Origin of the sequence: Rhizobium sp. SG741 (genome assembly GCF_012275435.1) — a bacterium.
Classification (GTDB): Bacteria; Pseudomonadota; Alphaproteobacteria; order Rhizobiales; family Rhizobiaceae; genus Rhizobium; species Rhizobium lusitanum.
The window spans coordinates 25,465-46,137 of record NZ_JAAZQP010000010.1; the positions used below are offsets into that span (position 1 = coordinate 25,465).

A 20,673-nucleotide genomic window follows, 5' to 3' on the forward strand; every position below is an offset into this window, starting at 1 on the left:
GTTTCCTGCGACACCGGGCAGAATGGGTTTCTCTGAGCGTTCGGGGAGAGAGGAGCTCAATTAAAAAGGCGGCTTGCGGCCGCCTTTTTGATAGGGAAGCAGGAAAACTCAGAGTGCGCCGAGAAGCGCCGAAGTCGCCCAGCCATCGGCCGGCATGCCGAGGCGGAACTGTTCCTTCTGAATGGCGATGCGCGTGCCGGAGCCGAGAATGCCGTCGATCTTGCCGACATCGTAGCCGCGCGCCACAAGCTTGGTCTGAAGCGTTTTCATATCGACATCGTTCAGGCCCGGTTCCGGCGTGCCCTTGTTATAGGGCGGAGCACCGGCGAAACGGGTGGCGAAATAGGCGGCGGAGGTCGTGTAGATGAACGACTGGTTCCATCCGAGATAGGCGTTGTAGTTCGGATAGGTCAGGAAAGCCGGACCCTTGCGGCCCTGCGGCAGGATGAGGGCGGCCGGCAGCGAGCCGAAACTTGTGTTGCCGTCGCGCGGCTTGACGCCGAGCTGGAACCAGTCGGCGGCGGTGAGCGTGCCGCCGATGCCGGATTTCTCCCAAGGCAGATTATCCGGCACGGTTACTTCCTGCAGCCAGGGCTGACCGCGCTGGAAGCCGAGATGCTGGAGGAATCTTGCCGTCGTCAGAATGACGTCGGGCGCGCTTGTCTTCAAGTTGACGTGACCATCGCCATCGCCATCGGTGCCGTACGCGATGATATCGGGCGGCAGCATCTGCGTCTGGCCGATTTCGCCGGCCCATGCACCTGTCGTGGTCTCCGGGTCGACATCGCCGCGCTGCACCAATTCGATCAGCGCGATCAGACGCGGACGGAAGAAGTCCGGCCGACGGCAGTCATGCGCGAGGGTGACAAGCGCGTTGCGGGTGTTGAAGTTGCCCTGAACGGCGCCGAAGTCGGTTTCCATCGCCCAGAAGGCTGTGATGACGCCGGGGGCGACGCCGTAGTCTTTTTCAGCCTTTGCAAAGACGTCGGCATACTGCTTCATCTTCTGGCGACCGATATCCAGGCGCCCCTGGCTGACGGTGCGCTGAGAGAATTCGAGGAAGGTCTGGCGGAATACGCCCTGACCACGGTCCATGGAGAGAACCTTGGGATCGATTTGCGCGCCAGCCAAGGTCCTGTCGGCCGCCGCGGCATCGGCGCCAGCCGCAATTGCTTCAGCCTTCACACCAGCCAGGAAGGGTGCAAGATCACCGCCGCAAGCCACCTTGGGAGCGCTGACGCCATCCGTGCTCGGTGCGGCGGCTGGGGCCGCGCTCTGAGCCATCGCCGCGCCGGTTATGGCTGAGGCGAAGATCAACGCGAGTGCGTTGCGTCGAATGGTGTAACGGTCCATGGGCGATCCTCTCTAGTGATAGAATAGGGTCGCTTTCACAGAAGATTGTGACATAAGCAAGAGAGAAATAGCGTCAAACTCAAGAATTTCCTTGCTTCTGTACTGCCGCCACCCAGCTGTGCCAATTTTGCTCGGAACCGGCGAAGACATTGATATCCATCGGCCCTTTGATACCGGGGATAAGGCCGGTGGATGTATACTGCCAGAAGGCCCAGTCACGATTCGCGTAAATCTCCTTGGGATGCTTCGCGACCGAGCGGACCCAGAAGTGGTAATCCTTGAAATAACCAGCGAGATTTTCGCGGTGGAAGTCGACCGAGGTGTAGATGATCGGGCGCTTGCCGTAATAGGCTTCGAGGCGATCCATGAAGCGCTTCATTTCCGTCCGCACCGTTTCAGGGGCCGGTCTCGTGCGGCAGGTCGGGGAACTGGGGTTCCATTCGACGTCGATGACCGGCGGAAGCATTGTGGCGTCCTTCGGTACATTGCGGATGAACCAGTCCGCCTGATCGTCGGCAGTCGAGCAGAAATAATAGAAATGATAGGCTGTGTGAAGAAGTCCCGCAGCGGCAGCTTCGCGCCAATATTCGGTAAAGCGCGGATCGATCCGGTCCTTGCCTTCCGTCGCCTTGATAAAGGCAAAGGCCACGCCGGAAGACTTGACGGCCTGCCAATCGATATCGCCCTGGTACTTGGAAATATCGATGCCGTGGATGGGATGGCGGTCAGGATGGTCGCGGCCGAAATCCTGCGGCTTTGTATCGCTGAACCTGGTCTTGGGAAGCGACGCCGTCGAAAAAGCGTCGTAGCCCATCGTGCAGCCATTCAAAAAAAGGGCAAGCGGCATTAAGCACAACAGAAGCCGGCGCATGAGTATCCCGTTATGACGCGAGTGATCTGGCTGCCCCAAGACTTGGCTTCCGTATTGTGGTCCCCGAAAATCCAAAAGAGCGGCAGGCCAAGCTGCTGTCAGCCGGCCTTGCCACTTTATTCACCATATCAACGTAAAAAATGCGTTATCTTCAAGCAAATTCTTATGCTTGAAGCACAATGGCACCGTATTTCTCGCCGAATTCCGCCGCCGCTTATGCGGCTTGCTTGGCGACGACGGCTCTCCAGGCGTAGCCACGACCGATCTTTTCGATCTTGAGCGTCATGCCGCGCGCCTTTGCCTTCTCTTCCAGAACCGTCAGAAGATCGGCGCGGGGGGTGACGTGGAATTTCTTCAACCATCCTTTGAGAAGGGTCCGGAACCAGCCCGGCAGACCTTCTTGCTGGCCAAAATCGACGACGTGCAGTTCGCCACCGGGGGCGACTGCACCAAGCGATGCATCGATCGCGCTCGTCCAATCCGGGATCATCGACAACGCGTAGGAAACCATCACGCGGTCGAATCCATCAGTGCCGAAATCGGTGGGTGAAAACGTGGTGGCGTCTGCAACGCGAAAATCCGGCATCTGCTTCAGGCCGCGAAAATTGTTGCGCGCCGAAATCAGCATCTCCTGCGAGATATCAAGGCCATAAAGCTTCGCGGAAGGGAAATGCCGGTAGGCCAGCAGCATGTTACGGCCCGTACCGCAGCCCACTTCCAGCAATGAGCCACCCGGGGGCACGTTAAGCTGCTCAATCGTGCGGTCGCGCCCGAAGAGGTAGTATTTGCGGGTCAGATCGTAGATATGCCGCTGATAACGGTACATGCCGTCCATCAGCCTTGCATGATTGTTCGAGCCGGTTTCCGTGCCCGTATCCGCCTGGCTCACGCTTTTTTCCCGTAAATGTGGAAGCCGCCATAGATCGCCGAACGATCCTGGGCATTGAGCTCCTGCGAACGCTCCTCGAAATAGACCCACTGATCGCGGATGGCCGGTGACAGGCGGCCCTCGATGATGCTCTTTTCCGCAGCCGTGCGGAAAATGACGCGAGCGCCTTCGCGCGCCGTGCGGGTGATTTCCGCCCAAAGGCCGTTGAGCTGCTCATCGGTCATCCAATCCTGCGCGTCGAGCAAGACGTAACGATCGCGGGAGGCTGCCGGCTTGGAGGCCAGGAGTTCGGTGAAGTTGGCGTGATGGACATCGACGCGGTCGGCATTGGCGCGGATTGCGGCATAATGCTCCGGCTTAAGGTAGGTGGGCAGGGGACCCTGATGCTGGCCGGCGTAGCGGCGCGCGAAGGCTTGCCACGCAAAATAGTTATCCCGCATCGGGAAGTGGCATGCCAGCTTTTCCAAGCGATGCTTCAATACGGCAGAAATCGAATCATCGCCGGCAAGGCTTGCAAGCTCATCATATTGCTGGGGCGGAATGCCGAGACCGAAGAGCGAGCTCTTGCGACCGAGCAACCAGCGAACCGCCGGCCTGTCGAAGATCGGGGCGATCTCGTTTTCGAAGAACTGGCGCTGCTCGCGGAGAGTGCGGGCTTCCGTCATCCCGGCGAGGCGCACGCCGTGCAGGCGCGCCAGCACATGCGCGGCACCGATGAAGCGGCCGAGGAGACCGGTCTTGTAAATGTTGCGATTGAAGACCGTGACGCGGCGACGACCATACATGTCGCGGCCACCCCAATAGGAAGCGGTAGCTTCGTCCAGCCGCGGCGCGATAAACTGGTCGTAGGCCTGGCTGTTGGCGGCAACGCCTGGCGTGCCGAAGAAACGCACCAGATCCGCATGGCCGGGCAGCAGCCGGAAAGCGGCCAGCTTCAGCTTGTTCAAAGCAATGTGGTGGCGGTTGAGATCGACCACATCGATCGAGGAAGGGTTCTGCGAAAGGTAGGCGAGCATATTGCAGCCGCCAGAGCCGATGGTAACGATGCGGTGATGTGGCTGGAGTTCCATCGCCTCCATGTCGACATCAGGATCCTCCCAGATCTGCGGATAGACAAGACCGGAAAACAGCATGCCGAAGAGGCGCTCCGAAAGGCCGGCCTTGGACAGCGCCTTATGTTGCAGCAGAGCGTCCTTGAGTTTCCGGTTCTTTTGGAGACCGGCGTCTGGGGCGAATTCCGTCATCTGAGTCTTGTCACCAATTTGTCAGGGTTCAGCGCGTTTAACCCGGCAATGCTACAGTCTGATGACGCGGGCTGTTGGCAGATTCGGTCGAGATATGGCCCTGCACATATTTGAGTGGCGGCAGCGACGATAGCTCTTTCATCTTGCTGCGTTTCCTGCTTGTCTCCGCCTACCTTTTGGAGGGTATGTGACATGCGTTTGATATCGAGAGTGATCGGAGCATTTGTTGTTTTGCTGCTGATCATTGTCGCAGGCGGAGCCGTCTGGCTCTCTGTTTACCCGCCGGAATTGCTCAGGGTCGGCGATGGCTATGCCGCCAAGATGGTGTGTTCCAACACGTTTGTCGCCAAACGGGACCCGGATCAGGTGCTGGCGGATGACGTGCAGGCACCGGGCAATCCGGCGTTGAAGCTTATCCATGTTTCGGTCGACCGCGACGAAGGCGTCGTCAGAGCGCGCTTCCTTGGAATGTTTGCGCCTAATTATGCGCTCTATCGCGGTGCGCTCGGCTGCACGACGGTGCCCGATGGCGATCTCCAGGCAGCACGCGGCGCGGTCTTCCTGAACAAGCTGAAGACGCCGAAGAGCGATGCGTTCTGGCCTGATGGCAATACGGTCACGCTCGGTTCGGGTGAGCAAGACGCCAAGTTTGCTAAGCTGGTGGCAAACCCGGATCTTGCCGGGCCAGCGATGCGCGCCGTTGTCGTCGTCAAAGACGGGCATATCGTAGCCGAGGCCTATGGCGACGGTTTCAACGAGGGAACGCCCCTGATTGGCTGGTCTATGACAAAGACAGTCAACGCCGCCATCATCGGCCGCCTCATGTTGGCCGGCCGCATGTCTTTCGACGACCAAAATCTCCTGCCGCAATGGAGTGGCGACGCGCGCAAGAATATCAAGCTCAGCGACCTTCTCGCCATGGAAAGCGGTCTTGCCTTCAACGAAGCCTATGGCGACGTATCGGACGTGACCCGCATGCTTTATCTCGAGCCGGACACGACCAGCATCGTGGCCAATGCGCGCCAGGTGGCTGCGCCTGGAGAACGCTTCAACTATTCCAGCGGTACGGCAACGCTACTCTCAAGGCTCTGGATGAACCGGCTGCCGAACCTGAGTGCGGCCATATCCTATCCGCGCGAGGCGCTTTTCGGGCCGCTTGGCATGCACAGTGCGGTGCTCGAGGCAGATGAGCGCGGCACCTATGTCGGCAGTTCCTATCTCTACGCCACTGCTCGCGATTGGGCGCGTTTCGGGCAATTCCTGCTCCAGGATGGCGTCTGGAAAGGACAGCGCTTGCTGCCGGAGGGCTTTGTGGGGGCCATGCGCACGCCGACGACGGCTTCGGAAGGGGTCTATTCGCAAGTTCAGGCCTGGCTCGCCGGTCCCGGCGGTTCGAACGCGCAATTCGGCTTGCCCCCTGATACTTTCTGGATGAGCGGTCACGATGGCCAGACTGTTGCCATCGTTCCTTCGGCCAATCTTGTTGTAGTGCGGATGGGATTGACGCCGGCCTGGGCGGATTACAGGCCGCAAATTCTGCTCAAGCGGATCCTGGATGCAACAAAGCCGGCCACAAACTAGGCCGGCTTTCCAAAGCTTCCTTGAGAAATCAATAGTCGCCGTTGGCGACGCTGGACAGGCCCTTGCGCTTGGCATCGTAGTAATAGCCGCGGGCATAGAGCTGCACGGCATTCGTTTCTTTGTTTTCGGCCTTGCTGTCTGCTGTCATCCACGCACCACGCAGATATTTGGCGGCGTATTTGATATTGGTCTCGGCATCGAGCAGGCCTGAGGGCGGGCCTTCATAGCCCATCGACTTGGCCGTGTTGTATTTGATCTGCATGAGACCGAAATATCCGGCCCGATTATAGGCTTTCGGATTGTAACGGCTCTCGCGGTGGACAACGCGATGGATCAGCGATTCCGGGATCTCGTAGATCTTGGCGTACTTCTGAATGAGCCTCGAAACGTAGCTTTTTTCAGCGGCGGGAACATCGGAATCATAACTCGGGCTGGTCAAGACAGCCGTAACGACCGTGGGGCCGGTGGTGTCGAAGTTGAAATCGTAATGCATGCGGTTATCCGCATAGCGCGGCAGGCCCATCTGCGCCGGCGAAACGAAGGCGACTTCCGTCGCGGGGCGGGAATCGGGGCGGGGCATCGGCACTGGGGCCTGGATGGCGGCGACGTCCGAGGTCATCGGAATGGTTGCCGCCGCATCAGCGACCGAACTCGAGACCGGCGTGAGTGCCGCGTCGCCGGGGCGCGCCGGATTGGGTATCGGGATTGCGACCACGGAGGGTATGAGCGGCACGTCCGATGCGGCATAGGCGGCTGCGGTCGAGGTGCCGGTTGCAGGCATGCCTGTAGCCGCCGCAATGGCCACCGTTCCCTGGCTTGGTGCGTTCGCGGTTGTCGCCGGAGCACCGAAGCGAGCCTGAGCGGCGTCCATCTGCTGCTGGTTGACCGCACCCGCCGTTACACGGCCGGATTTTGCCAAGGCTGCCTGCTGCGGTTCGTTCGATACGGGAACCGTCGAAGATGCAGGAGCGGCTGAAGCCATCGCAACGCCGCCCGTGGACGAGGCAACGCCAGTTGCGGTCGGGGCCGTATTCGGATGCGGCACGTTGGTGTGTGCCGACGGGAGTTCTGCCTGAGACGCCTGCTGCTGAGTGCTTGCGCACCCCACAAGAGCGCCGCACATCATTGCCGACAAGGCAACGCTGCGCTTCAGGCTGGGAAATCCGATCGCTACCATTCTGTCACTTTCGAAAAAACCAAACCTATTTGCGATGCAAATCGGCCACAGGACCGCACAATTCGGCCACAGGATCGATAAAATTATGAATCCCCATTAACCTATCCGTGATCGCGCCGCAACCCTGGACGGCGTCAAGCGGCCATCCGGCGGTATCCGGCGGTCACAGCACCCGCGGCAATCAACAGGGTTCCGCCTGTGCGGTTGACGGCGCGTTGCACGCTTGCCTTGCGGATAAACCCGCGCGCCATGTCGGCGACGAAGACGTAAAGCAGCGAATTCAATGCGGCGAGAGTGAGGAAAGTTGCCTCCAAAATAAGCGTTTGCTCAAGGAAGGGCTTCGACATGTCGAGAAACTGCGGCACGAAAGCGATGAAGAAAACGATGCTCTTCGGGTTGAGGGCTGTTACAACGTAAGCGTGCAGCATGATCTTTAGCGGCTTCTCCTCGGGGAGATTGTCGTTATCGCCCATCGGGCCGGTCACGATCGGGGCTCGCCAGAGCTTGATTCCGAGGAAGACGAGATAAGCCGCGCCGATCAGCTTAAGAATCGTGAACAGCGATGCGGATGCGGCGAGAATGGCGCCAAGGCCCGCGAGCGAGGCGGTCATCGCCGTGAAGTCGCCAAGCGTCACGCCCGTCACGGTCGCCAGCGCCGTTTTGCGACCGTGACCGAGGGCATAGGAGATGACAAGGAGAATGGTCGGCCCCGGTATGGCCAGCATGATGCAGGATGTGGCGGCGAAAGCGAGCCAGGTTTCGATGGACATGGAATCCTCCTCTATTCCTTTTTCGCCGCCAGCAAAGACATCGGATTTACGATCCGTCAATCCGCTTGATCATCGATCAGGCCGCTTGATCGCCGATCAATCAGGCTTGCGTGTATTTCTGCCCGATGTGGTCCATCACGTCGGCGAACCACGGCTGCGAGAGATCGAATGCCTTGCCGCCCTTGATTCGGGGGAATTCGATGACACGCAGCTTGCCGCCCTGGCCTTCGTCGTGGCCGGTGACGCCAGATACCTTGTTGAGTGCATTTTCCACCGCGAGATCGACCATGCCCTGGATAAGGCGAAGATCTTCGCCGTTTGCCGGCGCAGAGCGGGCGAAATAGCCCGATTTCTGTACCATCGAGCGCTCGGCGCCGATGATCGAGGCAAACTGCTTCTGGAACCAGCCGCCGACATTGATGGTGTCGATCTTCACATGGCCGAAGGCGTCGCGCTTGATGCTTTCACCTGCGGCTTCGCGCTCGGCGACGATGGCGTCGAGGGCCGCACCTTCCGATACGAACAGCGTCACCTGGCCGGTCTTTTCCATGATGGAACGAAGGCGCTCGCCTTCGGCTTCGATGTCGAAGGCCATTTCAGGCAAATAGAGGCCGTCGATGCTCTTCATCTCGGCATTCATCATGAAGCCGTCGATATATTCGTTGGCAGCGGTCTTCTGAATATAGGCGCGGGCAGTGGCCGCCGTCAGCCAGCCACAGTGCCGTCCCATGACCTCGTGAATGACGAGCGTGCGCGGTGCGGCGGTCTGTTCGTTGCTGACATTGTCGAAGAAATGCGCCCCGACCTCGGCTGCCGTCCAGGCGCCGAGAGACTGGCGGATCGGCACGACGTCGTTGTCGACCGTTTTCGGCAGGCCGACGACGGTCAGGTCGTAGCCGTTGGCCCCGAGATAGGCGGCCAGATCGGCGGCCGTGGTGTTTGTATCGTCGCCGCCGATCGTGTGAAGAATGGTGACGCCATCGGAGGCGAGACGCTCGGCTGCGACGCGCAGCGGGTTTTCACCTTCCTTGACCAGGCCGCGCTTGACGCAGTCGGCGGCATTGGTGAGCTTTACGCGGCTGTTGCCGATCGGAGAGCCGCCGTAACGATGCAACAGGTGCGCACGCTCGCGCATGGCCGGCGTCACCCCGATGCTGTCAGCCAGCAGAACTCCCTGGTAGCCAGACCGATAGGCGATGATGTCGAGATCGGGCGCCACGTCGGTATAGCGCTGGATCAGCCCGCCAACGGCGGAAGAAAGACAGGGCGCCAATCCACCGGCAGTGAGCATTGCGACTTTCTGTTTGGCCATGGAGATCCTCCTTGCAGTCAAGCTGCTTCATTTCAATGGTTGCGGTGGGAATGGATGCGACAGGCGTGCATGGCTGTAAAGTAAAGAATTTAAGAAACGCGCGCTTTGTCTGCTCGCGAACGCGCGGTCGGATGCGGTTTGGAACACGCCATCATTACCAAATTGTGAAAAGTGTTTTCCGCCTTGCGACGAATGGACTGCTTGCAATGGCAGGCATTATTTGGTCAAGGTATTCTACTGTCTATGAGAGCCGTCGGGACCAATATGTCGTTTTGGGAAAAATTGCTGAATGCTATCGGTGGCACCGCTGGCAATGCCCTGTCGGCAGTGGTCGAGGCTATTCGAACCTTGTTCGAGGGCGATCCGGAAACCCGCCGCAAGGTGGCGTTTTCCGTCGCGATAATCGCCCTTTCCGCCAAGATGGCGAAGGCTGACGGCATTGTGACCGAAAACGAGGTCAACGCGTTCCGCGAGATATTCGAGTTTCCGCCGGATCAGGCCAAGAACGTCGCGCGTCTCTACAATCTGGCACGGCAGGATGTGGCGGGCTACGAAGCCTATGCGGAGCGGCTCTCGTCGCTTTGCGTGACCTGCACCAAGAATTGCCCTGTTTTGGAAGACGTGCTCGACGGCCTGTTTCACATTGCCAAGGCTGACGGGCTGATCCACGAAAAGGAAATGGCCTTCCTGCAACATGTGGCCGAGATATTCCATATGAGCGAGGAACGGTTCGATCAGATCATGGCGCGCCATGTGAGTGGTGGACGCGACCCCTACAAGATACTCGGCGTATCGCGCCATGATGATTTCCCGACGATCCGCCGCCGGTATCACGGCCTTGTCTATGAGAACCATCCTGACCGTCTCGTCTCGCGCGGCGTGCCGGAGGAGTTCCACCTGATCGCCAACGAGCGTATGGCCGCTCTGAACGCCGCTTACGCTGAAATCGAGAAAGAACGCCGCGCCGCATGAATGCCTTTCCGGCCGATTTCGCTCGCGCCATGGTGCAGCCTTCGCCGAATCACGGCGAGCGGCGAGATGGGCGCAAACCGGACATGATCCTTCTGCACTACACCGGCATGGGTACGGCCGAGGGCGCGCTGGACTGGCTCTGTCGCGCGGAGAGCCAGGTATCCAGCCATTATTTCGTCTTCGAGGACGGGCGGGTCATTCAGCTCGTGCCAGAGGAGCGCCGTGCCTGGCATGCGGGGAAGAGCACCTGGCACAATGAGGCCGATATCAATTCACTGTCGATCGGTATTGAAATAGCCAACGCCGGCCATCCCGGAGGGCTGCCGGATTTCCCCGATGCGCAGATCGAAGCGGTCATCGAACTGTGTCGTGATTGCGGCCAACGCTGGGCAATCGCACCCGAGCGGGTGCTCGGACACTCCGATGTAGCCCCCGTGCGCAAGGTCGATCCGGGCGAGAAATTCCCCTGGGCCCGGCTCGCCGCTGAGGGCGTCGGGCACTGGGTTGAGCCGGCTGCGATTACCGGCGGCCGATTTTTCCAGAAGGGGGATGTGGGCCAGCCGATCGAAGCACTGCAGTCCATGCTCTCGCTCTATGGCTATAAAACTGAAATCACTGGTGAATTCTCGGAAAGGCTGAAGGGAGACGTCGAGGCTTTCCAGCGCCATTTCCGCCCGCAGCGTGTGGATGGCATCGCCGATTTTTCCACGATCGATACGCTCCATCGTCTTCTGTCCGCGCTGCCTCGCTTTTCATAGAAAGGTGAGGGGTGCTGGCCATCTTTATAGCCGGCTATCAGTGCGAAAAAGCGTAACCCCCTGCTGCGCCACATCATTTCCCTATTATCTCCGCATTGCACTGGTCTAACGACGCTCGCTGAACGGCGGTCGCGCAGTTTGGTTTTGTGTGTCGCGCGGCCGTAGACGACTAATGGGGACTGTGCACTCCGGCGGCTCTTTTTGCCTCCAGCCGGACATGACGGCTTGAGGCCGTCCGCGGTCCCGCGCCTGGAGACAAAAGACTACATGAAAAATTTAATTGTTGCGGCTGCAGCATGCGTGGGCGTGCTGCTGGCGGGGTATGATTGCGCCTTTGCGGGTCAGCGGGGCGAGAAAAGTCAAACGATTCCTTTGAAGATCGCTTATCGTACCACCGGCTATCCGGTGCCGAACGTTCCCGCCGAATTACGTGACGCTGAAAATGCCTTTGTGCGGCAGAATCGCTATTCCGATCTCATTGCCAAATATGCAAAGCAGAACGGCGTGCCGGTGCAACTGGCAACTGCCGTCGTTCAGATCGAAAGCAATTTCAATCCGAAAACGCGGGGGAGTGCCGGGGAAATCGGCCTGATGCAGATCAAGCCGGCAACGGCCCGACTGATGGGGTACGCCGGCCGGGCCAAGGGGCTTTTCGATCCCGAAACGAACATCAAGTTCGGTATGAAATACCTTGCCATGGCTCAGGATCTCGGCGGCGGGCAGACCTGCAATACCATTCTCAAATACAATGCCGGCCATGGCGCGACGCGCATGAATCCGGTCTCGAAGCGCTATTGCGGCAAGGTGCTGGCGCTTCTGGACTGACAACCGTCCACTGAGCATTTGCGGGTGGGGCTGAATCGCTTTCCATGCTATCGAATCCGCTGTTATTTGAGAGGGCGTAGCATGGCAGCGGATTTCAGGTTCATCGTCGTCGGCCGGGGAATGATGGGGGCGGCTGCCGCCCGTCATCTCGCCGGGCAAACGGATGGCATTGCCGTCATCGGGCCGGATGAACCCGAGGACCGCACCAGCCATCAGGGTGTCTTCGGCAGTCACTACGACGAGGGCCGTATTACCCGTACGATCGACCCCGATACCGATTGGGCTCGCCTCGCCAACCGCTCGATCAGCCGCTACGCGGAAATCGAACGGGATAGCGGTATCCAGTTCTATGCACCTGTCGGCTGCCTGGTCGCAGGCCCGAAGCGCGGCGGCGATAACGGTTATGTCGGCGACGTGGTGGATGCGGCGGAGCGGCTAGGTGTTCAGGCCGACATTCTCGACGATGCCGGGCTCAAGACGAAGTTTCCGTTCTTCTCTTTCGCATCGGGAAGCGAAGGCGCCTATGAGGCGCGCGGGGCCGGCCATATCAGCCCACGGCGGCTGGTGAAAGCGCAGTCGTTGCTGGCGGAAAAGGCGGGAGCGCGGGTGATCAAGCAGACCGCCCTGTCGATCCGTGATGAGGGCGGCCTGGCAGTTGTCACGACCGCCGAAGGTGAGACGTTCAGCGCCGAGAAGATCCTGTTGGCCGCAGGCGGATTCTCCATTGCCGAGAATCTGTTGCCGCGACCGGTTGAGATGAAGGTTTATGGCCGCACCGTCACCTTTTTCGAGGTCAGCGAGGCCGAAGCCGGGGCTCTTTCCGGCATGCCGTCACTGATATCTGTAGCGCTTGATGACGTGGACAGCATCTATATGCTGCCGCCGATCCGCTACCCGGACGGCAAATACTACATCAAGATCGGCGGCGATCCCGACGACCTTCAATTCGAGAGCGAACCGGAACTCCGGGCCTGGTTCCGCACCGCCGGCCGCGACAAGGCGCGCGAACATCTGGTGCGGAGATTCCACGATCTCGTTCCCAGCGTGGCCCGCCCGCCGGCCTTCACCAATTCCTGCGCCGTCTCCTATTCTCCATCAGGCTATCCGATGATCGGCTACACCTCTTCGCCGCGCGTCGCGGTACTGACCGGCGGCTGCGGCACAGCTGCCAAGAGCTCGGACGAGATCGGCCGGCTGGGCGCGGAACTGCTGCTCGCGGGTCGAATCAAGGATGAAGGCTACAGCACGGATTTCTCTGCGCATTTCCGCAGCTAGCATTGGACGGAAACCGGGCCGCATATTTAGGTGGCAATTGCCTGAAGTCTCAGTTAATGAGCCAGTGCCAGTTGGCTGGGCAGCCGCGCTTCATCAATGCCGAAAGGCGATGAGGTGAGGAAAGTCCGGGCTCCACGGAAACACGGTGCCGGATAACGTCCGGCGAGGGCAACCTCAGGGAAAGTGCCACAGAAAGCAAACCGCCCGGTCTCAGGATCGGGTAAGGGTGAAAGGGTGGGGTAAGAGCCCACCGCGTCTCTGGAAACAGCGACGGCACGGAAAACCCCACCGGGAGCAAAACCGAATAGGGATGACGCGGAGCGCGCAAGCGCTCCAGCCTGTTTCCGGGCCGGTCATCCGGGTGGGTTGCAAGAGGCGTCGCGCAAGCGCCGTCCCAGATGAATGGCTGCCACGTTCCGGCCTCGGCCGGAGCCATACAGAACCCGGCTTACAGGCCAACTGGCAAATCATCGCCCCTTTTTTCGGATGGGCCTTTTCGCTCTCCGCAAATAATTTCGAGGGCCGCCGGACGCCCCGGTTTCCCGGGGTTTCCGGTCATCGCGGGCGAGCGTTTTCGCTTGTGAAAACAATCCGTTTCGGAGCGCTCGCTGAAGGCGATCCTAACCTTTCGTTAAACTTAACGGCTTATGAATATTCAGGGTGTGGCCGCGCCCGATGCGGCTTCATCCCATTGACGCCCATATGGTCCCATGGTATCCCAAAACAACACTGCAAACGGGCAAATCAGAGCCCAATCATCGCAAAGCCGTGATTGCCCTCACCAGGGGGGTGTCGAAGGGGCGTCGGCTCTTTCGGCTTGCGAAGCTGTGTCCGATTTTGGCTGTGTCCGTGAGTGCGTGATTGCTTGCGGATCATGGGGGACGGGTGTTTCGCGTCATGAACCGCTTCCTGTCGAATGCGACCAACCGGATCGATGTCAAGGGGCGGGTTTCCGTGCCGGCGGCATTCCGTTCCGTGCTGGCCGAGCGCAATATCCAGGAGCTGTATTGCTTCCAGGATTTTGTGTTTCCGGCGATCAGCGTCGGCGGCCTCGATCTGCTCGATCGATTCGAGCGGCAGATTGCGGCGGACGATCCTTTTTCGCCGGCGGCGAACCAGATGTCGCTCCTGATTCACGGGGGCGGGGTCTTTATGAAGCTCGATGCCGAGGGGCGGCTGATGATCACGGATTTCATCCGCGACTTCACCGGCATTACTGGCGAAGTGACTTTCGTCGGGCGGGCGGATCATTTTCAATTGTGGCGACCGGAGGCTTTTCAGGCCTTGCAGGCGCAGGCACGAGAGGAGCGCAGGCTGGCGGGCAGGCGCTCGGAATAGAGCGGGGAAACGGAATGGTGGCGAATTCAGGCGGAGGTTTGACTGATGCCGGTGGCGGACCAGTTCGTCACATTCCGGTTCTCCTCTCCGAAGTGCTCGAGGCGCTGGCGCCTGCGCCCGGCAAAGTTATCCTCGATGGAACGTTCGGGGCTGGCGGTTACACCTCGGCCATGCTTGCAGCCGGTGCCGATGTGATCGCGCTCGATCGTGATCCGACGGCGATTGCGGCGGGGCAGGCGATCGTTGAAGCCCATGCGGGGCACCTCAAGCTCATTCAATCGCAATTCTCCCAGCTTGCCGACCATGCACCTGAGGGTGGCCTTGACGGGATCGTGCTCGATATCGGCGTATCCTCCATGCAGATCGACGAGGCCGAGCGCGGCTTTTCCTTCAATAAGAGTGGCCCGCTCGACATGCGCATGTCGGCAAGCGGCGTATCGGCGGCCGACGTCGTCAATCGCGCCAAGCTGGCGGACCTCATTCGCATCTTCGTCTTTCTGGGTGAGGAAAAACAGGCACCACGCATCGCGCATGCTATTGAGAAGCGGCGTGCCGAAGCTCCCTTCGTGACCACCCGCGATCTGGCCGGCCTGATCGAGATCGTGACGCCGCGAAAGGCCAAGGACAAGATTCATCCCGCTACCCGCGTTTTCCAGGCGCTTCGCATCTTCGTCAACGACGAGCTTGGCGAGTTGGCTCAGGCGCTGTTCGCCGCCGAACGCGCGCTCAAGCCGGGTGGTCGGCTTGTCGTCGTGACCTTCCATTCCCTGGAAGACCGGATCGTCAAGAAATTCTTCGCCGATCGGTCCGGTCGTGCCGTGGGATCGCGCCACATGCCGATCGTGCATGAGCGGCCAGCAACCTTCGAGCCCATCGGCAAATCGATGGTGTCCGCCAGCGATGCGGAGGCGGAGGCCAATCCACGGGCCCGCTCGGCCAAGCTGCGCGCCGGTGTTCGCACCTCTGCACCCGCCGAGGCCGCCGATCTTTCGATCTTCGATCTGCCCAATCTCGCCAGTCTCGGAAAGCTCGGAGGTTGATATGCTGAAGACTTTTGACATCGTGCTGATCGGCGTCATGACGGCAATGGCCAGCGTGACCTATACGATCAAGCACCGAGCCGAGCTGAAGCTGGAAGAGGTTCACCGTCTCGAGTCCGAGATCAAGCTCGAGAAGGATACGATCGAGCTCCTCAAGGCGGACTGGGCACTGGTCTCGCAGCCGAATCGTCTTGAGCGTCTCGTCAACAACTACAGCAACGAGCTTCAGCTGCAGCCGACCCTCTCCACGGCCATCGTTCAGCCGAACGAGTTGCCGATGCTGCGCTCGCAGGTTCCGCCGCCGATAGTTGCGGATGCGAAAGACAGCACGAAGAGCGGCAAGGGAACCGGCTCCAAGGGCAATGTCGCTTCGGCCTCGAAGAACGGCGATACGACCGATGCCGAGATCAGGAAGGCCATCGCCGATGTGGCGGCCGCTCCGGCGCCACGGCCCAAGTCGCCGGCTTTGGCCAAGCGCAAAAAACCTGAAGTCGACAACATCGCAACGGGATCGGTGGACGAATAATGTCTTTTCTTTCTCGCATCATGATCTTGAAGAGCAAGGCGCACTTCTCCACCGACGGGAACAACCGCCCGAGCGATAGCTTCTCCCGTTCGACCTTCGAAGGGGCTCGCAAGCGCAAATCCAATCAGGCCAAAAGCCGCGTCGTTCTGCTGGTGACGAGCTTCATTGCCGTCTATTGCGTGATCGGCGGCCGTCTTGCCCAGTTCGCCATGACGCCGCCGGACACCACGTCGAGCATCCTGCCGCCGGATCGCCTGATGGCCTCGCGCCCGGATATCGTCGACCGCAACGGCGCCCTGCTTGCCACCGACATCCGTACCGTCTCGCTGTTTGCCGAGCCGAACAAGATCATCGATCCCGATGAGGCCGTCGAACAATTGCGCACGGTCCTGCCGGATCTGGATACCAAGGGTACATACAAGAAGCTCGCCGCCAAGACCTCGCATTTTGCGTGGCTGCGCCGCCAGCTCACGCCGAAGCAACAGAGTCAGATTCTGGCGCTAGGCATTCCCGGCATCGGCTTCCGCCCCGAGAAGCGCCGCTTCTATCCGGGCGGCTCGACCGCCGCCCATATCCTCGGCTACGTCAATATCGACAACCGCGGCGTTGCCGGCATGGAGAAATATATCGACGACCAGGGTCTTGCCGACCTTGCCGCCGCCGGCATGACCAACGACCAGCCTCTGCAGCCGGTGAAGCTTTCGATCGACCTGCGTGTGCAGGGCATCGTCCGTGATGCGGTCGTCAACGCGGTCAAGAATTTTCAGGCAAAGGGCGCGGGCGCTGCCGTGATCGACATCCACACGGGCGAAGTGCTGGGCATGGCCTCGGCTCCCGACTTCGATCCGAACTATCCGAACGAAGGCGCGACCGAAGGATGGCTCAATCGCATGACGAACGGCACGTTCGAAATGGGATCGACCTTCAAGACCTTCACCATGGCGATGGCGCTCGATTCCGGCAAGGTGACGTTGCGTGATGCCTTCGACGCCACCAATCCGATCCGGATCGGCGGTTTCATCATCCACGACTTCCATGGTCAGCATCGCGTACTGACCGTTCCGGAAATTTTCCAGTATTCCTCGAACATTGGTACTGCGAAGATCGCCGATCTTGTCGGCATCGACCCGCACAAGGAATTCCTGACCCGCTTGGGTCTGCTCAACAAGATGGACACCGAACTGCCGGAAGTGAAGGCGCCGAGCCAGCCTCGCGTCTGGAAGAAGATCAACTCGATCACCATTTCCTTCGGCCACGGTGTCTCGACCACGCCGCTGCAGACAGCGGTTGCCGCGTCAGCCCTCGTCAACGGTGGCAAGCTGATCGAGCCGACCTTCCTGCCGCGCACGCGTGACCAGGCCGATGCCATTGCCAAGATGGTCGTCAAGAAGAGCACCAGCGACGACATCCGTTTCCTGCTTGAATTCAACGGCACCAGGGGCTCCGGTCGCAACGCTCGCGTTCCCGGTTATAACGTCGGCAGCAAGACCGGCACAGCCGACAAGGTTGTTAACGGCCGCTATTCGAATACGTTGAATTTCAACAGCTTCCTGGCGGCGTTCCCGATCGATAATCCGCAATACATGGTCATGACCTTCATCGATGAGCCGAAGAGCGGTGAGCGCGGCGGCGGCACGATCTCGGCCTTTACGGCATTGCCGATCGCTCGCGACATCATCGCCAGGGCGGCGCCTATCCTTGGGGTGCAACCCAGCTTCGGAAAAGATAACTCGGCCTTGCTGGCGTCTTATTAAGCGTGAAAGAATACACGGGTCGATTCGCGAGAGGGCGGACCGATCAAAAATGAAAAGTATATTCGATGAACTTGCGAGATATCGCCGGAAATGCGTTTCCGGAACTCAACGGACAAATCGGCGGGACACTTGGCGATCTTGAGATAACAGGCCTTTCCGCCGATAGCCGTAAGGTCGTACCAGGCATGGCTTTCGTAGCTGTCGCCGGCACAAAGGCGGATGGAACAAGTTTCATCGCCGATGCCGTTTCGCGTGGCGCGTCCGTCGTTGTCGCAGGCCATGGCGACGCCGTCGCCGGCGTGCCGCTGCTGACCGTTTCCGAACCTCGCCGCTTTCTTTCCGTCGCCGCTTCACGTTTTTACGGCAAACAGCCTGAGACGATGGTCGCCGTGACAGGTACCGCCGGCAAGACATCGGTTGCCTCCTTCACGCGCCAGATCTGGGCTCATGCCGGCCATCCGGCAGCCATGATCGGCACCACTGGCGTGATATCGCCGACGCGCAACGACTACGGCTCGCTGACGACACCGGACCCGGTGTCATTGCACCAGTTGCTCACCGAGCTTGCCGACGAGGGCGTAACGCATGCGGCCATGGAGGCTTCCAGCCATGGCCTCGATCAGTTCCGTCTCGACGGCGTCAGGCTTGCTGCCGCCGCCTTCACCAATCTCGGTCGCGATCACATGGATTACCATCCGACGGTCGAAGACTATATGGCCGCCAAGATGCGGCTGTTCAGGGACCTGCTTCCGAAGGGTTCGCCGGCCGTGATCTTTGCCGACGATGCATGGTCGGCCCAGGCAATATCCGCCGCACGCGATGCCGGGCAGGATGTGCGCACGGTCGGGCGCAAGGGTGATTTCCTGGCGTTGAAGCGCGTCGAGCATTTCCGTCACAAGCAGACCGCCGAAGTTCATTTCGGCGACGATATTTTCGAGATTCATATTCCGCTGGCCGGTGATTTCCAGGTCGCCAATGCGTTGGTGGCTGCCGGCCTTGCCATCTCCACCGGCGTCGCCGCTCCCGTCGCCATGGCGGCGCTGGAGAAGCTCGTCGGCGCATCGGGCCGTCTGGAACTCGTCGGCCATACGGGTGACGGCGCGCTCGCTTATGTCGATTACGCTCACAAGCCGGATGCGTTGGAAAACGTCCTCAATTCGGTGCGCCCATTCACGACAGGCCGCGTCATCGTCGTCTTCGGTTGTGGCGGCGACCGTGATCGCGGCAAGCGGCCGATCATGGGCGAAATCGCCTGCCGTCTCGCCGATATCGTTATCGTCACTGACGACAATCCGCGTTCGGAAGACCCGGCGACCATTCGTGCAGAGATCATGGCGGCGGCTGGCTGCGCCAGCGAGATCGGCGATCGCGCCGAAGCCATCCGCAAGGCGGTCGGCATGCTGAAATCCGGTGACACGCTGATCGTTGCCGGCAAGGGGCATGAGGAAGGTCAGACGATCGGCAGCGTCACGCTGCCCTTTTCCGATCACGCCGAACTGCGAAAAGCACTGGAGGATTTGAAACCTTGAACTGGCTTTGGACAACTGAGGATATGATTGCCGCAATCTCTGGCCGCTTCGTCGGAGCGCTGCCCGAAGGCATTACGGGCATTTCCATCGACAGTCGTTCCATCAAGCCCGGCGAGGCTTTTTTCGCCATCAAGGGTGATCGCGTAGATGGTCATGACTTTGCCAACCAGGCTATGGCGAACGGTGCGGCATTCATCGTGATCAGCGAGGCACGGCTGCCGGCAATGGGCAGGCTGACCGTGCCGAAGGTCGTCGTGGATGACGTATTGGCAGCGCTCGCCCGCCTGGGTGTCGCCGCACGCCAGCGGACGCAGGCCAAGATCATTGCCGTTACCGGCTCGGTCGGCAAGACCACAACGAAGGAAATGCTGCGTCGCGCGCTCGCTCCATCGGGCAAGGTGCATGCTTCCGTCGCCTCCTTCAACAATCACTGGGGCGTACCGCTTACCTTGGCGCGCATGCCCGAAGACACCGATTTCGGCGTCTTTGAAATCGGCATGAACCATCCCGAGGAGATCAGGCCGCTCGTCAAGATGGTGCAGCCGGATGTCGCGATCATCACCACGATCGCACCGGCGCATCTCGGTAATTTCAACAGCATCACGGAAATAGCCGCCGCGAAGGCGGAGATTTTCGACGGTGTCGTGCCGGGCGGTCACGCCATCCTCAATCACGACAACGATCAGTTCGAGATGCTGGAACAGGCTGCTTTGGCAGCCGGTATCGAACATGTGCACAGCTTCGGCCAGCATGCCAAGGCCGACGTGCGTCTCGCCGAATTCAATGCCTCGGAAGAGAATTCGACGCTATGGCTGACGATCGGCGGTGAGACGATGGAAGTGGCGATCGGCGCGCCGGGCCGTCACATCGCGGAAAACGCGCTCGCCGTGCTCGGCGCTGTCATGCTCGTAGAGGCAGATCTCGACAAGGCTGTCGAAGCGCTGGCGGACCTGCGGCCGGAAAAGGGCAGGGGACAACGCCACAAGCGCGCGATCGGCAGCGGCTACTTCACGCTGATCGATGAAAGCTACAATGCCAATCCCGCATCCATGCGCGCGGCTATCGCGCTGCTGGCGACGACGTCGCCGAATGCGGGTGCCGGCAGTCGGACGGGCAGGCGAATCGCCGTCCTCGGCGATATGTTGGAAATGGGGGATTACGCCCAGCGAGTGCATGCAAACCTTGCCGGGCCGCTCTTGGCGGCCGGTATCGAGCATGTCTGGCTGGCGGGTCCGGAGATGGCGGCTTTGAGGGATGAGCTGCCGGAAAGTGTTCATGTCGAATATCGTGAGACGACGGAGGAACTCTCGGAATTCGCGCTCAATTCTGTCGCCCCCGGTGACGTCTTGATGGTGAAATCGTCGCTGGGCATGGGGTTTGGAAAGATCGTGGCAGGCTTGCTTGACAAGTTTCCCGCATTTTCCGACACGGGCACCCACGCCCATCAGGGGCTTTAGAA

Annotated in this window: 18 protein-coding genes and 1 other RNA gene; 12 read left to right on the forward strand and 7 right to left on the reverse strand. The window is 60.1% G+C overall.

Annotated elements, in window-relative coordinates:
* Window positions 1-108 precede the first annotated feature (108 nt).
* The 4 genes from FHT29_RS23385 to FHT29_RS23400 form a co-directional block, all read right to left on the reverse strand.
* Window positions 109-1,353 carry a lytic murein transglycosylase gene (locus FHT29_RS23385; RefSeq protein WP_037202763.1) on the reverse strand — a complete coding sequence of 415 codons (1,245 nt, stop codon included), beginning with the start codon at window positions 1,351-1,353 and terminating at the stop codon, window positions 109-111.
* Window positions 1,354-1,432: 79 nt separating this feature from the next.
* The gene (locus FHT29_RS23390; protein ID WP_037202761.1) at window positions 1,433-2,224 is read right to left on the reverse strand and encodes a GH25 family lysozyme; all 792 of its coding nucleotides are present in this window, start codon (window positions 2,222-2,224) and stop codon (window positions 1,433-1,435) included.
* A 214-nt stretch (window positions 2,225-2,438) separates the two neighbouring features.
* Window positions 2,439-3,059 carry a class I SAM-dependent methyltransferase gene (locus FHT29_RS23395; protein WP_051964456.1) on the reverse strand — a complete coding sequence of 207 codons (621 nt, stop codon included), beginning with the start codon at window positions 3,057-3,059 and terminating at the stop codon, window positions 2,439-2,441.
* A 50-nt stretch (window positions 3,060-3,109) separates the two neighbouring features.
* On the reverse strand, window positions 3,110-4,357 hold the full coding sequence (locus tag FHT29_RS23400) for a DUF3419 family protein (RefSeq protein WP_037202756.1): 1,248 nt from the start codon (window positions 4,355-4,357) through the stop codon (window positions 3,110-3,112).
* A gap of 192 nt (window positions 4,358-4,549) precedes the next feature.
* Here FHT29_RS23400 and FHT29_RS23405 point away from each other — a divergent pair, with 192 nt between their 5' ends.
* Window positions 4,550-5,938: a serine hydrolase gene (locus FHT29_RS23405; RefSeq protein ID WP_047558096.1), complete on the forward strand. Its 1,389-nt coding sequence runs from the start codon at window positions 4,550-4,552 to the stop codon at window positions 5,936-5,938.
* 28 nt (window positions 5,939-5,966) lie between these two features.
* Here the strand turns inward: FHT29_RS23405 and FHT29_RS23410 are convergent, their stop codons facing one another.
* The 3 genes from FHT29_RS23410 to FHT29_RS23420 form a co-directional block, all read right to left on the reverse strand.
* Window positions 5,967-7,115: a transglycosylase SLT domain-containing protein gene (locus tag FHT29_RS23410; protein ID WP_168600193.1), complete on the reverse strand. Its 1,149-nt coding sequence runs from the start codon at window positions 7,113-7,115 to the stop codon at window positions 5,967-5,969.
* Window positions 7,116-7,249: 134 nt separating this feature from the next.
* Window positions 7,250-7,885 (reverse strand): LysE family translocator, encoded by a 636-nt coding sequence (locus FHT29_RS23415; protein WP_034504243.1) that lies wholly within the window; start codon window positions 7,883-7,885, stop codon window positions 7,250-7,252.
* Between the two features lie 100 nt (window positions 7,886-7,985).
* Window positions 7,986-9,197: a pyrophosphate--fructose-6-phosphate 1-phosphotransferase gene (locus FHT29_RS23420; protein WP_037202750.1), complete on the reverse strand. Its 1,212-nt coding sequence runs from the start codon at window positions 9,195-9,197 to the stop codon at window positions 7,986-7,988.
* A gap of 264 nt (window positions 9,198-9,461) precedes the next feature.
* Between FHT29_RS23420 and FHT29_RS23425 the strand changes: the two genes are divergently transcribed.
* From FHT29_RS23425 to FHT29_RS23475, 11 genes are all read left to right on the forward strand, one after another.
* Window positions 9,462-10,169, forward strand: coding sequence for a DnaJ family molecular chaperone (locus tag FHT29_RS23425; protein ID WP_037202748.1), 708 nt, complete (start codon window positions 9,462-9,464; stop codon window positions 10,167-10,169).
* Window positions 10,166-10,927 (forward strand): N-acetylmuramoyl-L-alanine amidase, encoded by a 762-nt coding sequence (locus FHT29_RS23430; RefSeq protein ID WP_047558091.1) that lies wholly within the window; start codon window positions 10,166-10,168, stop codon window positions 10,925-10,927. Before FHT29_RS23425 ends, FHT29_RS23430 begins: the two co-directional genes overlap by 4 nt.
* Before the next feature lie 267 nt (window positions 10,928-11,194).
* Window positions 11,195-11,752: a transglycosylase SLT domain-containing protein gene (locus FHT29_RS23435; RefSeq protein ID WP_168600194.1), complete on the forward strand. Its 558-nt coding sequence runs from the start codon at window positions 11,195-11,197 to the stop codon at window positions 11,750-11,752.
* 81 nt (window positions 11,753-11,833) lie between these two features.
* The gene (locus FHT29_RS23440; RefSeq protein WP_037202745.1) at window positions 11,834-13,027 is read left to right on the forward strand and encodes an FAD-dependent oxidoreductase; all 1,194 of its coding nucleotides are present in this window, start codon (window positions 11,834-11,836) and stop codon (window positions 13,025-13,027) included.
* A 67-nt stretch (window positions 13,028-13,094) separates the two neighbouring features.
* Window positions 13,095-13,494, forward strand: an RNA gene (gene rnpB, locus FHT29_RS23445) — RNase P RNA component class A.
* Window positions 13,495-13,924: 430 nt separating this feature from the next.
* Window positions 13,925-14,365 (forward strand): division/cell wall cluster transcriptional repressor MraZ, encoded by a 441-nt coding sequence (gene mraZ / locus FHT29_RS23450; RefSeq protein ID WP_037202743.1) that lies wholly within the window; start codon window positions 13,925-13,927, stop codon window positions 14,363-14,365.
* Window positions 14,366-14,379: 14 nt separating this feature from the next.
* On the forward strand, window positions 14,380-15,405 hold the full coding sequence (rsmH, locus tag FHT29_RS23455) for a 16S rRNA (cytosine(1402)-N(4))-methyltransferase RsmH (RefSeq protein WP_037202742.1): 1,026 nt from the start codon (window positions 14,380-14,382) through the stop codon (window positions 15,403-15,405).
* 1 nt (window position 15,406) lies between these two features.
* Window positions 15,407-15,931, forward strand: a complete 525-nt coding sequence (locus FHT29_RS23460) for a hypothetical protein (protein ID WP_037202741.1) — start codon at window positions 15,407-15,409, stop codon at window positions 15,929-15,931.
* The gene (locus FHT29_RS23465; protein WP_047558087.1) at window positions 15,931-17,685 is read left to right on the forward strand and encodes a penicillin-binding protein 2; all 1,755 of its coding nucleotides are present in this window, start codon (window positions 15,931-15,933) and stop codon (window positions 17,683-17,685) included. Before FHT29_RS23460 ends, FHT29_RS23465 begins: the two co-directional genes overlap by 1 nt.
* Before the next feature lie 65 nt (window positions 17,686-17,750).
* Window positions 17,751-19,214 (forward strand): UDP-N-acetylmuramoyl-L-alanyl-D-glutamate--2,6-diaminopimelate ligase, encoded by a 1,464-nt coding sequence (locus FHT29_RS23470; RefSeq protein WP_047558085.1) that lies wholly within the window; start codon window positions 17,751-17,753, stop codon window positions 19,212-19,214.
* Window positions 19,211-20,671 carry a UDP-N-acetylmuramoylalanyl-D-glutamyl-2,6-diaminopimelate--D-alanyl-D-alanine ligase gene (locus FHT29_RS23475; protein ID WP_037202736.1) on the forward strand — a complete coding sequence of 487 codons (1,461 nt, stop codon included), beginning with the start codon at window positions 19,211-19,213 and terminating at the stop codon, window positions 20,669-20,671. Before FHT29_RS23470 ends, FHT29_RS23475 begins: the two co-directional genes overlap by 4 nt.
* The last annotated feature ends 2 nt before the right edge of the window (window positions 20,672-20,673 follow it).

Coding starts and splice junctions, on each gene's coding strand:
- FHT29_RS23385 (WP_037202763.1), bottom strand. CDS start 1,353: ATGGACCGTTACACCATTCGACGCAACGCACTCGCGTTGATCTTCGCC.
- FHT29_RS23390 (WP_037202761.1), bottom strand. CDS start 2,224: ATGCGCCGGCTTCTGTTGTGCTTAATGCCGCTTGCCCTTTTTTTGAAT.
- FHT29_RS23395 (WP_051964456.1), bottom strand. CDS start 3,059: ATGGACGGCATGTACCGTTATCAGCGGCATATCTACGATCTGACCCGC.
- FHT29_RS23400 (WP_037202756.1), bottom strand. CDS start 4,357: ATGACGGAATTCGCCCCAGACGCCGGTCTCCAAAAGAACCGGAAACTC.
- FHT29_RS23405 (WP_047558096.1), top strand. CDS start 4,550: ATGCGTTTGATATCGAGAGTGATCGGAGCATTTGTTGTTTTGCTGCTG.
- FHT29_RS23410 (WP_168600193.1), bottom strand. CDS start 7,115: ATGGTAGCGATCGGATTTCCCAGCCTGAAGCGCAGCGTTGCCTTGTCG.
- FHT29_RS23415 (WP_034504243.1), bottom strand. CDS start 7,885: ATGTCCATCGAAACCTGGCTCGCTTTCGCCGCCACATCCTGCATCATG.
- FHT29_RS23420 (WP_037202750.1), bottom strand. CDS start 9,197: ATGGCCAAACAGAAAGTCGCAATGCTCACTGCCGGTGGATTGGCGCCC.
- FHT29_RS23425 (WP_037202748.1), top strand. CDS start 9,462: ATGTCGTTTTGGGAAAAATTGCTGAATGCTATCGGTGGCACCGCTGGC.
- FHT29_RS23430 (WP_047558091.1), top strand. CDS start 10,166: ATGAATGCCTTTCCGGCCGATTTCGCTCGCGCCATGGTGCAGCCTTCG.
- FHT29_RS23435 (WP_168600194.1), top strand. CDS start 11,195: ATGAAAAATTTAATTGTTGCGGCTGCAGCATGCGTGGGCGTGCTGCTG.
- FHT29_RS23440 (WP_037202745.1), top strand. CDS start 11,834: ATGGCAGCGGATTTCAGGTTCATCGTCGTCGGCCGGGGAATGATGGGG.
- mraZ (WP_037202743.1), top strand. CDS start 13,925: ATGAACCGCTTCCTGTCGAATGCGACCAACCGGATCGATGTCAAGGGG.
- rsmH (WP_037202742.1), top strand. CDS start 14,380: ATGGTGGCGAATTCAGGCGGAGGTTTGACTGATGCCGGTGGCGGACCA.
- FHT29_RS23460 (WP_037202741.1), top strand. CDS start 15,407: ATGCTGAAGACTTTTGACATCGTGCTGATCGGCGTCATGACGGCAATG.
- FHT29_RS23465 (WP_047558087.1), top strand. CDS start 15,931: ATGTCTTTTCTTTCTCGCATCATGATCTTGAAGAGCAAGGCGCACTTC.
- FHT29_RS23470 (WP_047558085.1), top strand. CDS start 17,751: ATGAACTTGCGAGATATCGCCGGAAATGCGTTTCCGGAACTCAACGGA.